This window comes from Kitasatospora sp. NPDC094016 (assembly GCF_040304045.1).
In the GTDB taxonomy this organism is placed as follows: domain Bacteria; phylum Actinomycetota; class Actinomycetes; order Streptomycetales; family Streptomycetaceae; genus Kitasatospora.
The window spans coordinates 1-13560 of record NZ_JBEOUK010000025.1 but is presented as its reverse complement, the minus strand read 5'-3'; the positions used below and the strand labels follow the sequence as shown (position 1 = coordinate 13560).

The 13560-nt window shown below is 76.1% G+C and carries 4 protein-coding genes; all 4 read left to right on the top strand.

All coding sequences use genetic code 11. The features are described from left to right. Positions 1 to 99 precede the first annotated feature (99 nt). The 4 genes from ABT015_RS22575 (at position 100) to ABT015_RS22560 (ending at position 13456) form a co-directional block, all read left to right on the top strand. Positions 100 to 969 carry a helix-turn-helix transcriptional regulator gene (locus ABT015_RS22575; RefSeq protein ID WP_350881776.1) on the top strand — a complete coding sequence of 290 codons (870 nt, stop codon included), beginning with the start codon at positions 100 to 102 and terminating at the stop codon, positions 967 to 969. A 479-nt stretch (positions 970 to 1448) separates the two neighbouring features. Beyond that, positions 1449 to 4616, top strand: coding sequence for a non-ribosomal peptide synthetase (locus ABT015_RS22570; protein WP_350881774.1), 3168 nt, complete (start codon positions 1449 to 1451; stop codon positions 4614 to 4616). 63 nt (positions 4617 to 4679) lie between these two features. Continuing rightward, the gene (locus tag ABT015_RS22565; RefSeq protein WP_350881772.1) at positions 4680 to 10238 is read left to right on the top strand and encodes a non-ribosomal peptide synthetase/MFS transporter; all 5559 of its coding nucleotides are present in this window, start codon (positions 4680 to 4682) and stop codon (positions 10236 to 10238) included. Then, on the top strand, positions 10235 to 13456 hold the full coding sequence (locus ABT015_RS22560) for a non-ribosomal peptide synthetase (RefSeq protein ID WP_350881770.1): 3222 nt from the start codon (positions 10235 to 10237) through the stop codon (positions 13454 to 13456). Before ABT015_RS22565 ends, ABT015_RS22560 begins: the two co-directional genes overlap by 4 nt. The last annotated feature ends 104 nt before the right edge of the window (positions 13457 to 13560 follow it).

Below are 13560 nucleotides of genomic sequence, written 5' to 3'. Positions count from 1 at the left end.
CGGGCGCCGCCGTCGGATGAAGAGAGCCCCGTTCCCTGGGTGTGACAGGGCCACCCTCCGGCCCCCGCACCCCTGAGCGGGCGCCCCATACTGGAACGCATGGCCGAACCGATCACGCTCGCCGCCAGCCTCGGCGACTACCTGCGCACCCGGCGCGCGCTGGTGTCACCCGCGCAGGCGGGGCTGCCGCCGACCGGACGCCGCCGGGTGCCCGGCCTGCGGCGCGAGGAGGTCGCCGAACTGGTCGGCCTCAGCACCGACTACTACGTCCGGCTGGAACAGGGCCGCGCCGAGCGCCCGTCCGACGAGGTGCTCGACGCACTCGGCCGCGCCCTGCGGCTCGGCCCAGCCGAGCGCGCCCACCTGTACGACCTGGCCCGCCCGCCCCGCCGCTCGGCGGCCAGGGCGGCGGGCGCCGGACGGGACGGCGACGCCCTGCGCCCCGCCCTGCGGCGGGTCGTGGAGGCGATGCCGACCACCCCCGCGCTGATCATGAACGACCGCAACGACGTCCTGGCGTGGAACCGGCTGGCCGCCGCGCTGATCGCCGACTTCCCCGAACTCCCGCCGCGTGAACGCAACCTGGCCCGCCGGATCTTCCTCGACCCGGGCGCGCCGGACGTCCACCTCGACTGGGAGGACACCGCGCGCACCACCGTCGGCATCCTGCGGATGGCCTCCGGCCGACAGCCGCACGACCCCGAACTCGTGCGCCTGATCGGCGAACTGGCACTCGGCAGCGCCGCCTTCCGCCGGCTGTGGGCCGGCCACCACGTGCACGAGAAGACCCACGGCCCCAAGCGCTTCCGGCACCCCGTGGTCGGCGAGGTGACGCTCGACTACGAGACCTTCCAGGCGCCCGGCGCCGCGCGCCACCTCCTGGTCGTCTACACGGCCGCCCCCGGGAGCCCGGCCGAGGAGGCGCTCGCCTTCCTCGGCGGCTTCGCGGCCGCAGCCCCGGGCAGGTGAGCCGGGGCCGCCCGGCCCGGCCTGAACCGCCGCGGGCCTGATCCGCTTCGGCCCTGATCCGCTCCGGGCCCGATCCGCTCCGACGCGGAGTCGCCTTCGTCGCGGAGCCGCCTTCGTCGCTCCGCCGTGCATGGCGGGCTCATGGACGGAGTCGGAACGGCGGGATTCCCGCAGGCTGGGCGCGTACATGACGCCTGGTGGGGCGGGTGGAGAACCCTTGACGAGGGGTGGGTTCTCTGCGAATCTCTCGGCAGGTTTGGACCAAGGTCTTTTTCGCGGGGGAGAAGACCGGCTCCGGCCCGGGTGTGCGCAGGGGGGATCTGGGCGGCCGGGAGGGTGGGGGCCGGTGCGGCCGGTCGGCCGGCCAGGGGTGGGCCGGGCGGTATTCGGTGGCCGCGTCACCAGCGGATCCGTGGCGGCAGCGTCGCTGCCCGGTCGCGCGCCCCTCCCGTTTCGCCGACTGCCGAATCGAGCCGCAGATGCCTGAGTCGTTCCCCGTGCCCGCGTCGTCCTTCCAGCAGGGCATCTGGCTCACCGAGCAACTCGGGCCCGTGCACGGGGCGTTCCAGATGCCCGTCCGGATCTCCTTCGACCGGGTCGACGCCGGGGCGCTCGGCCGGGCGGTGTCCGCGCTGGCGGACCGTCACGGCGCGCTGTCCGCGGCGTTCGTGGAACGCGACGGCAAGGTCCTGCTGGAGCGGGGGCCCACCCCGGGCCTGGAGGTGGTCGACGCCTCCGGGGACCGCGTGGAGGACCTGGAGAAGCGGCTGGCCGAGGAGGTGGCGCGGCCGTTCGACCTGGCGGCCGGACCGCCGGTGCGGTTCACCCTCTACCGCTGCGGGGGCGGGGCGGCGGAACTGCTGATCGTCGTTCACCACGCGGTGTTCGACGGGGAGTCGAAGGACGTCCTGGTCGCGGGCCTCGCCGAGGCCTATGCCGAGGCCCGTGCCGACGGCGAGGCCGCCACGCCGCCCTCCCTGTCCGCTCCGGCTTCCTCACCCGCCCCGCCCGCTCCGGAGCTGGTGCGCCGGGCCGCCGACTGGTACGGCCCGCGCTGGGCCGCCGCGACGGCGCCGGTGCTCCCCGGGCTGCGGCAGGCCGTCACGGCGGCGGGGCCGGGGGAGTCGATCGGCTGGCGGCTGGACGGTCCGGCCCGGGCGCGGCTGGCCGACGCGGCCGGGCGCAGCGGCGTCACCGTCTTCGAGTTCCTGCTCGCCGCGCTGCACGGGCTGCTGCTGCGCTACGGCGGCGAGGCCGTCCCGGTCTCCGTGCCGCTGTCCGTCCGGACGCCGGAACAGGCCGGTGAGCCGGGGCTGTTCGTCAACGAGCTGCCGGTCCACGCGCCGGCCGGGGCGAGCGTCCAGGACTCCTTCGCCGACTTCGCCCGGGCCGTCCGCGCCGAGGCGCGCGCCGGGTACCCGTTCCGTGCGGTGCCGTTCGGCGCGGCGGTGGGCGGGCTGACGGCCCGGGTCGGTCTGGCCCCGGTGTCGTTCGGGTACCGGCGTGCCCGGGGCGCCGGCCCGGTGTTCCCGGGCAGTGCCGCGCGCGTGGACCGGGCCGTGTTCAACGGCGCCGCTCGCAACACGCTCCACCTCCAGGTGGTCGACACCACCGACGCCCTGGACTGCTCCCTCCAGTACGCCCCGGCGGTCCTGCCGCCGGCTGCCGCCGAGCGCATCGCCGGGCACTACCGGGCGCTGCTCGACGCCGCGACGGCGCGGCCGCAGACGCCGCTGGGAGACCTCGCCCTGCTGGGCGAGGCCGAGCGGCGCCTGGTGACCACCGGGTGGAACGCCACCGCCCGCGCCTACCCGAGCGACCGTACGGTGCTGGACCTGGTGCGGGAACGGGCCGCCGAGACACCGGACGCCCCCGCCGTCAGCGCCGCCACCGGGCGGCTGAGCTACCGGGACCTGGTCGCGCGGGTCGACGAACTGGCGGCGGTGCTGCGCGGGGCCGGGGTCGCGGCGGGCGACCTGGTCGCCCTGCACCTGGACCGCTCCGCCGACCTGCCGGCCGTGCTGCTCGCCGTGCACGCCGCCGGGGCCGCCTACCTTCCGCTCGATCCCGGCTACCCCGGCGAGCGGCTGGCGTACCTGTTGGCCGACTCGGGCGCCGTACTGCTGGTCACCGACCGGGAGCCCGCCCCGGAGCTGGCGGCGGCGGCGCCGGCCGTGCTCCGGCTCGGGACGGACCACCCGGCCCCGGCCCCGGACACGGCTCCAGTGGGGGCGCGGGGCGCCCTCGCCTACGTGCTGTACACCTCCGGCTCCACCGGGCGGCCGAAGGGCGTGGAGATCGGCCACCGGGCGCTGGTGAACCTGCTGGCCTCCTTCGCCGACCTGCTCGGCTCGGGGCCCCAGGACGTGTGGCTCGGGCTGACCTCGCTCTCCTTCGACATCTCCGGCCTGGAACTGCTGCTGCCGCTGACCACCGGCGGCCGCCTGGTGCTCGCACCGGACGGCGCCGCGCTGGACGGCCCGGGCCTGCGCGACCTGGTCCGTCGCGAGGGCGTGACCCACGTGCAGGCGACCCCCTCCGGCTGGCGGGTGCTGCTCAGCGCCGGGGCACTGCCGCCGGGGCTGACCGCACTGGTCGGGGGCGAGGCGCTCCCGCTGCCGCTGGCCCGTGAACTGCGCGCCGGCGTCGACAGGTTGTTCAACGTCTACGGGCCCACCGAGACGACGATCTGGTCCACCTGCGCGGAGGTCCCGACCGAGCCGGAGGCCGTGCTGATCGGCCGGCCGATCGCCAACACCCGGGCGTACGTCCTGGACGCGGACCACCGGCCGCTGCCGGTCGGGGTGCCCGGCGAGCTCCACCTCGGGGGCGACGGCGTCGCGGAGGGCTACCGGGGCCGACCCGACCTGACCGCCGAGCGCTTCACCGCGGACCCGTTCGCCGACGCCCCGTTCGCCGACGCCCCGCCCGCCGGCACCCCGACCGCCGACGGCCTGTCCGCCGAAGCCCCGGCCGCCGGCCACCGGATGTACCGCACCGGCGACCTCGCCGCCTGGACCGAGGACGGCGAACTGGCCTTCCACGGCCGGGCGGACGACCAGGTCAAGATCCGCGGCCACCGGATCGAACCCGGCGAGATCGAGGCGGCACTGCTGGAGCACCCGGCGGTCGCCGAGGCGGCCGTCACGGTGCGCGAGGAGAGCCCGGGGGAACCCGAACCGGTCGGCTACCACGTCCCGGCGCCCGGTACCGGGCCGACGGGCGCCGCCGACCTGCGGGACCACCTGCTGCGCACCCTGCCCGCCGTCATGGTGCCCCGGCGGTTCGTGGCCCTGGACCGGCTGCCGCTCACCCCGAACGGCAAGCTCGACCGCCGCGCCCTGCCCGCCCCGCCGCCCGTGGCCCCCGCGGCCGGACCGCCCTCGGCCGCTCCCGGCGCTTCCCCGGCGGAGGCGGAGGTCCGCGACGACGTCGCCGAAGCCGTCCTGGCGATCTGGTCCGAGGTGCTGGGCCTGCCCGAGGTCGGCCCGGACGACGACCTCTTCGAGTTCGGCGGGCACTCCCTGACGATCATCCAGATCACCGCGCGGATCCGCGCCGCGCTCGGGGTGGAGCTCGACTTCGACCTGTTCTTCGACACCTCGACCCCGGCCGGGATCGCCGCGGCCGTCCGCGAGCGCCGCTGACCACGGGCGAGTCCCCCCGCGCTCCACCTCCCGCCCCCCGCTTCCCGCCCGAATGGACCGCCGATGACCGACATCCAGGACCCGCCCGCCGACTGGTCCGCCACCAAACGCGCCCTGCTCGCCCAGCGACTGCGCGGCGCCGCCGCACCCCGGCGCACCGTCGAGCCGCGCCCCGAGGGCAGCGCACCACCGCTGTCCAGCGGGCAGGAACGGCTCTGGTTCATGGACCAGTTCACACCGGGCGGGACGGCCTACGCGCTGGCGCCGGCCCGCCGGCTGCGCGGGCCGCTGGACCGCCCGGCGCTGGACCGCGCCCTGGCCGACCTGGTGAACCGCCACGAGGGCCTGCGGATGTCGTTCCCGACCACGGAGCACGGCACCGCCGAGGTCGCGATCGCCGAACCGGGCCCCTTCCCGGCCGAGTTCGTGGACGCGGCCGACGATCCGGACCCGCGGCGAAGAGCCGCCGACGAGATCGGCGCGCTGGTCGCCCGCCCCTTCGACCTGGCGCACGGCCCCCTCCTGCGGGCGCTGCTGGTCCGGCTCGCCGACGAGGACCACGTGCTCGCCCTGGTGATGCACCACATCGTCTGCGACGGCTGGTCCATCGACATCCTGAACCGCGAACTGGACGCGCTCTACGCCCGGCACGCCCACCGCACCCCTGCCGAACTCCCGGAGCTGCCCGTGCAGTTCGGCGACTACGCGCACTGGCAGCGGGAGCGGCTGGCCGGCGGCGCGCTGGCCGCCTCCCGGGACCACTGGCGTACCGAACTCGCCGACGTTCCGGCCCTGGAACTGCCCGTCGACCGCCCGCGTCCGCCGGTGCTCACCTTCGACGGCGCCGCCCTGGAACTGCACTGGAGCCCGGAGCTGGTGCGGGCCGTCGCCGAGTGCGCCCGCGCCCACGGGGCGTCGACGTACATGGTGCTGATGGCGGGCCTCCAGGTGCTGCTGGGGCGGCACTCCGGGCAGCGGGACTTCGCGGTCGGCTCGGCGGTGGCCGGTCGCCTCCACCGCGAACTGGAGGGCGTGGTCGGGGCGTTCGTCAACATGCTGCCGATCCGGGCCCGGCTGGAGCCGGGGCAGAGCTTCGCGGGCCTGATCGGGCGGGTGCGGGAGACGACGCTCGACGCCTACACCCACCAGGAGGTGCCGTTCGAGCAGATGGTGGCGGACCTGGACGTCGAACGGGACGTCAGCCGCTCGGCGGTGTTCCAGGTGACCTTCGCGTTCCAGAACTACGGGGACCGCGCCGCCTCCACCGCGCCCGCCACGGCGGCGGAGGGGTTCGGCTACGAGGCCACCACGACCCACGCCGACCTCGCCCTCTACCTGCGGGAGAAGAAGGACGGCGGGCTCTACGGCCTGATCACCTACCGGACCGGCCTCTTCGAGGCCGACACCGTACGGCGGCTCGCCGAGCGCTTCGAGGTGCTGATGGCGGCGGCGACGGCGGATCCGGCGCAGCCCGTCGACGGCCTGCCCATGCTGACCGGGGCCGAGCGCCGGGACGTGGTCGAGCGCTGGGCGGCGGGCCCCGAACTGCCCGCGCCCGAGGCCGGTTCCGGAACGCTGACCGGGCTGCTCGCCGAGGCGGCGCGCGGCGCGGGCGACCGCCCGGCCCTGGTCTTCGACGGCCGCACCCTCTCCTACCGCGAGCTCGAAGCCCGGGCCACCGCTCTGGCCCGCCGGCTGCGGGCGCTGGGCGTCGGCCCGGACGACCGGGTGGCGGTGTGCCTGGAGCAGTCCCCGGAACTGGCGGCGGCCCTGGTCGGCGTCCTGAAGGCCGGCGGCGGCTACCTGCCGCTGGACCCGGAACAGCCGCCCGCGCGGCTCTCCCACCTGGTGGCGGACGCGGGCGTGCGGGTGCTGGTCACGGACTCGCGGCTGCGGGCGGCGTTCGCCGGCTACGACGGCGCCGAGCTGCTCGTCGACCAGCAGCCGGTGGGCCATGGTGAACTCCCACTGGACGAAGCCCCGTTGGCGGAGGCGTCCGGGCCGGACGACCTCGCCTACGTGATCTACACCTCCGGCTCGACCGGGCAGCCCAAGGGCGTGGCGGTGCAGCACCGCCAGATCCTCAACTACCTGGCCGGCGTGCGGGAACGCCTGCGGATCGAACCCGGTGCGGCCTACGGGCTGCTGCAGTCCCTGTCCTTCGACTTCAGCATCACCATGCTGTACCTGGCGCTGACCACGGGCGGCCGGGTGCACCTGCTGCCGCGCCGCATCGCCGGCGCCGAACTCGCCGAGCACATGGCGGAGTCGGGCATCGACTACCTCAAGATGACGCCGTCGCACCTGGCCGCGCTGACCGCCGACGTGGACGCGGAGCGGCTGCTCCCGCGCCGGGCCCTGGTGCTCGGCGGCGAGGCGTCGCCCTGGGCCTGGGCGGCGGACCTCGCCGGCCGGGGCCGCTGCGCCGTGTTCAACCACTACGGGCCGACCGAGGCGACGGTCGGCGTCACCGTCCACGAGGTCCTGCCGGGCCCGGCAGGACCCGGCAGCACACCGATCGGCACCCCGCTCGCGGGCGCCCGCTGCTACGTACTGGACGAGGCCCGCCGACCGGTGCCGCCCGGGGTGGTGGGCGAGCTCTACCTCGGCGGGGACCGGCTCGCCCGCGGCTACCTGGGCCGCCCCGACCTGACGGCGGAACGTTTCGTCGAGGACCCGTTCGCCGACGGGCGGATGTACCGCACCGGCGACCTGGCCCGCTGGCGGCCGGACGGCACGCTGGAGTACCTGGGCCGCGCCGACGACCAGATCAAGGTCCGCGGCTACCGGGTCGAGCCCGGCGAGATCGAGGCCGCGCTCACCGCGCTGCCCGGCATCACCCAGGCCCTCGTGACGCTCCGCGGCGAGGGCCTCCGCCAGAACCTCGTCGCCTACCTCGAACACCCCGGCGCCGCCCCCGCCCCGACACCCGCCGAACTGCGGGAGGCGCTGGGCGCCGTCCTGCCGGACTACCTCGTCCCGGCCCGCTACGTCGTCCTCGACGCGCTGCCCCTGCTGGCCCACGGCAAGGTCGACCGCAAGGCGCTGCCCGAACCCGAGGACCCGGCGCCGACCGGCGGACACGTCGAACCCGACGGCGAGGCCGAGACGGCGATCGCCGCGATCTGGGCCCAGGTGCTGGGCATCGAACGGGTCGGCGCGCTCGACGACTTCTTCGACCTCGGCGGCCACTCCCTGCTCGCCACCCAGGTCGTCGCCCGCCTGCGCCGGGCCTTCCCGGAGCTGCCCGCCCCCATCGGCGTGATGGACCTGTTCACCCACTCCACCGTCCGCCGGCTCGCCGCCCTGGTCGCCGACCCGACCGCCGAACGCGGCCCCGGCGGCCTGCTCCACCGGCTCACCCCGCCGAGGGCGCGCACCACCGCCAGTGTCATCTGCGCCCCCTACGGCGGCGGCAGCGCGCTCATCTACAAGCCGCTCGCCGACGCCCTGCCCGAGGACTGGGCGCTCTACTCCGTCGCCGTCCCGGGGCACGAACTCGGCGAGGAGGCGATGGACATCGACGAGGTCGCCGCGACCTGCGCCCGCGAGATCGTCGAGAACGTCCCCGGCCCGATCGTGCTGTACGGGCACTGCGGCGTCGGCGTCCGCCTGGCCGTCGAGATCGCCCGGCAGGTCGAGGCCGCCGGCCGGGAGATCGACGCCGTCCACCTCGGCGGCATCTTCCCCTTCGCCCGCCCCCGGGGCCGCGGCGCCGCCGTCGGCGAACGCTGGGCCGACCTCACCGACCGGCTGCGCAACGACCAGGGCATGATCAACGCGCTGGCCGCCGCCGGGCTGGACACCGACGAGGTCGACGCCGAGCAGCTGCGGCTGATCGTCCGCAACCGCCGCACCGGCACCAAGGACGCCGAACGCTACTTCACCCGGCTGTTCGACAGCGAGGACGGCCGGATCAGGGCCCCGATCATCGCCGTCTGCGGCGAGCGCGACCCGGCGACGGACTTCTACCAGGAGCGCTACCGGGAGTGGCACCGGCTCACCGACACCGCCGCGGTCGTCGTGCTCGACGAGGCCGGCCACTTCTACCTCAAGTACCGGGCCGCCGAACTCGCGGAGATCCTCACCCGCGTCCACCGCTCGATCGCCGACGGCCAGGAGGAACGGCACCACCGGAGCGACGGCGCGACCTGGTGGCTGGCCGGGCTCTCCCGGGGCGACGGCGCGCCACCGGCGGAGCAGGCCCCGCTGCGACCGACCATGCGCCGCTTCCTCACCGTCGCCTCCGGGCAGCAGGTGTCGATGATCGGATCGGCGCTCACCGAGTTCGCCCTCCCGGTCTGGATCTACCTGCGCACCGGCTCCCTGGCCCAGTTCGGGCTGCTGGCCGCCTGCGGACTCGTCCCCGGCATCCTCGCCGCACCGATCGCGGGCGCCGTCGTCGACCGGGGCGACCGACGCCGGATCATGCTCTACGGCGACCTCGCCGCCGGCGCCACCCAGGCGCTGCTGCTCCTGCTCCACCTCACCGGAAGCCTCCAGGTCTGGCACGCCTACGTGCTCATCGGCGTGCTCTCCACCGCGCTCACCTTCCAACGGCTCGCCTGGAACGCCGCGGTGCCCCAACTCGTCCCCAAGCGCTACCTCGGCCGGGCCAACGGCCTGGTGCAGATGGCCTTCGGCCTCGCCCAGTTCCTCGTCCCGCTGTTCGCCGTCGGCCTGCTCGCCGCGATCGGGCTCGGCGGCATCCTCACCCTCGACGTCGTCAGCTACGGCGCCGCCCTCGCCGTCACCCTGGCGGTCCGCTTCCCCGACCTGATGGGCGCCAGCCGGCGCGAGAGCGTCTCCGCCGAGATCCGCGAGGGCTTCCGGCGGGCCCTCGGCAGCCGGCACTTCCGGGCCATGCTGCTGTTCTTCGCGGTGCTGAACATCTTCCTCTCCCCGCTGTTCCTGCTCACCACTCCGCTGGTGCTCTCCTTCGCCCCGCTCGCGGCGGCCGGCTGGGTGTCGACGGCGGCCGGCCTCGGGGCCGTGCTCGGCGGGCTCACCCTGCTCGCCTGGGGCGGGCCGCGCCACCAGCGGCTGCGCGGGGTGCTGCTCGCCACCCTGGCCCTGGCCGTGGCGTGCCTGGTCACCGGGCTGCGCCCGTCACTGGTCGTGGTCGCCCTCGGCGCGTTCGGCATGGCCTTCGGCCTGGCCCTGGTCAACGGCGTCTACGCGACCATCGTGCAGACCAAGGTGCCGCTGCGCTTCCACGGCCGGGTGATCGCCGTGAACACCATGGTCGCCTGGTCGACCCTGCCGGTCGGCTTCGCCCTGGTCGCTCCGCTCGGGCCCCGGCTGCTCCAGCCGCTGATGGACCACGACGGCGCCCTGGCCCCGACCGTGGGCCGGCTCATCGGCACCGGCGACGGCCGCGGCATCGGGCTGCTCTACCTGCTGTTCGGCCTCGCGATGGCCGCCCTGGTGCTGGTCTGCCTGGCCGTGCCCGTGCTCCGGCACTTCGACCGGGACGTCCCCGACGCCGAGCCCGACGACCTGGTCGGGCTGAAGACCCTCCAGGACCGGGCCGCGACCGCTCCCGCCACCCCTGCTGCCCCCGCTGCTCCTGCCGCTTCTGCTGCCCCGCGCCGCTCCGAGACCGAGGTGACCGTCCGGTGACCACCGCCATCCACCCGCTGACCGACGAACAGCGCCGGCTCTGGTTCCTCCAGCAACTCCACCCGGACGACGCCGGTTTCAACATGTACCTCAACCGCCGGTGGACCGGGCCGATCGACCCGGAGGCCCTGCGCACCGCGCTGCACCGGCTGACGGTGCGGCACGAGATCCTGCGCACCCGCTTCGCGCTCGGCGCCGCCGCAGGGCCAGGAGCCGCGGACGGGGAGGAGCCCGTCCAACTCGTCCAGCCCCCGGCCGAGATCGACCTCGCCCTGGTCCGGCTGCCCGAGGGCGCGGCCGAGGCCGAGTTCACCGACGCCTGCCGCCCGTACGTCAACGCGCCCTTCGACCTCGCCGCGGGGCCGCCGCTGCGGGCGGCGCTGATCAGCGCGGGGGACGGGGAACACGCGCTCTGCGTCGTCGTCCACCACATCGTGTCGGACGGCTGGTCGTTCCGGACGATGTGGCGTGAACTGCTCGCCCTCTACCGCGAGGCGATCGGCGAGGCCCCCGCCGAACTTCCGGAACTCCCGCTCCAGTACGGCGACTTCGCCCGGGCCGAGCAGGCCAGGACGGCCGGCGGGGCGGGTGAGGAGGCGTTCCGCTACTGGGCGGAGCGACTGGCCGGCACCGGCGCGCTGCGCCTTCCCTTCGACCACCCGAGGCCGGCCGAACCGGCCCGGCCCGCCGGGTTCACCACCGTCCGCCTCGACCCCGAACTGACCACCGCCCTCGACCGGTTGGCGCGACAGGAGCGGTGCACCCCGTTCATGGTGCTGCTGGCCGGCTACCAGTACGTGCTCGCGCGCTGGACCGGCTGCCGGGACTTCGTGGTCGGCACCCCGCTGGCCGGCCGCAACGAGGCCGCGCACGAGGCGCTGCTCGGCTACTTCAGCCGGACGGCGGTGATCCGGGCCGACCTCACCGGCGACCCCGACACCGGGGACCCCGGCTTCCGCACCGTGCTGCGGCGCACCCGCTCGGCCACGCTCGCCGCCCTGGGCCACCAGGACGTGCCCGTCGAACGGCTCGCCGGCCACCTCGGCCTGCCCGCGGAGCCCGGCGCCGGACCGCTGTACCGGGCCGTCTTCGTCCACCAGAGCCAGTACGACCTCGCGGCCGGCCCCGGCGCGCCCGCGCTGCCCGCAGGCGTCCGCACCGCGAGCATGGACTCCGGCTTCGAGCAGGCCAAGACCGACCTGCTGCTGGACAGTTGGCGCACCGCCGACGGCGGGATCGCGCTGTCCTTCTGCTTCGACCGCGAGGTGCTGGACCGGGAGACCGTCGAGGCCCTCGGCCGGCGGTGCCGCGCCCTGTTCGCCCAGGTGGTCGACGACCCGCAGCTCGCGCTGCACGGGGACTGGCTGGTCGGGCCCGAGGAGCGGGCGGAACTGCTCGCACTCGGGGCGGGCCCGGCGGCCCGGGAGGCCCGGACGGTGCTGGAGCGGTTCGCTGAGCAGGCCGCCACCCGCCCGGACGCCCCGGCGCTGGAGTGCGACGGCCGCAGCCTGACCTACGGCGAACTCGACCGGCGCTCCAGCGCGTTGGCGAGGCGGCTCGGCCGGGTGGCGGGCCGGGTCGTCGCGGTGTCGATGCCGCCCTCCTTCGACCTGGTCGTCGCCCTGACCGCGATCTGGAAGGCCGGCGCCGCCTACCTGCCGCTCGATCCGGCCCACCCCGAGGAACGCCGCCGACTGATGGTGCGCGAGGCCGACGCCGCCCTGGTCCTCACCGGCGTCGACCCGACGGCGGACGGCCCCGGGCACGACGGCCCCGACCCCGCCGACCTCGGGCACGCCGAACCGGTCCCGTCGGACCCCTGGGGCCCGGCCTACGTGCTCTACACCTCCGGCTCCACCGGCGCGCCCAAGGCCGTCGCCGTCGACCACGCCGCGCTCGCCGCGCGGGTGGCGTGGATGGCCGGGCCCGACGGCTACGCGCTCGGACCAGCCGACCGGATCGTCCAGTTCGCCTCGCTCGGCTTCGACACCCACGTCGAGGAGCTCTGGCCCGCGCTCGCCTCCGGGGCCTGCGTCGTCCTGCTGCCCGGCGGCGGCCGCACCCTGCCCGACCTGCTGGGCGGCCCGCACGGCGACACCGTCACCGTGCTCGACCTGCCCACGGCCTACTGGGAGGAACTCGTCGGCCTCGGCGAGCAGACCCGCTGGCCGGCCGCGCTGCGCCTGCAGATCCTCGGCGGCTCCCAGGTGGGCGCGGACGCCGTCGGCCGGTGGCGGCAGCGGCACGGCGACGCCGTCCGGCTGGTCAACACCTACGGCCCCACCGAGGCCACCGTCATCGTCACCGCGACCGACCTGACCGCCGCGGACACCGCCCGCCGGCCCGCGCTGGGCCGCCCGCTGCCCGGCGTCCGGCTCCACGTGCTGGACGAGCGCGGCGCCCTGCTGCCGCGCGGCTCCGAGGGCGAGCTGTACCTCGGCGGCGCCGGGCTGGCCCGCGGCTACCTGGGCCGGCCCGACCTGACGGCGGCCGCCTTCGTGCCCGACCCGTTCACCGCCGACCCGTCGACCGGAGACCAGCTCAGCGGCGGCCGGATGTACCGCACCGGCGACCGGGTCCGCTGGCGCACGGACGGGCAGCTGGAGTACCTGGGGCGCGGCGACGGCCAGCTGAAGCTGCGCGGCTACCGGATCGAACCCGCCGAGATCGAGTCCGCCCTGACCGCGCACCCGGCCGTCGCCCAGGCCGCGGTGCTGCTGCGCGACGGGCGGCGGCTGCTGGCGTACGCGGTGCCCCGCCCGGGCGTCCGGCCCGGTCCGGCGGAACTGCGCGAGCACCTGGCCCGGCGGCTGCCCACCTATCTGGTGCCGGACGCCGTGGTGCTGCTGGACCGGCTGCCGCTGACCGCGAACGGCAAGCCCGACCCGGCGGCCCTGCCCGACCCCGAACCGGCCGCGGCGGCCCGCTACCTCGCGCCGCGCACCGACGCCGAACACCTGGTCACCGACCTGTGGCAGGAGGTGCTGGGCGTGCCCAGGGTCGGGGTGCTCGACGACTTCTTCGCGCTCGGCGGGGACTCCCTGCTGGTCACCCGGGTCGCCGCCCGGATCCGGGCCGGGCTCGGCCTCGACGTGCCGATCCGGGACGTCTTCGAGAGCAGCACCCCGGCCGTCCTGGCGGCCCGGATCGAGGCACTGCTGATCGCCGAGATCGACGGCCTCACCGAGGCGGAGGCCGCCGGCCGGCTCACCGGCTGAGGGCCCGGTCGACGGCACCCCCCCGCCCCCCCCCCCCCCCCCCCCCCCCCCCCCACCCACCCCCCCCCCCCCCCCCCCCCCCACCCCCCCCCCCCACACCCCCC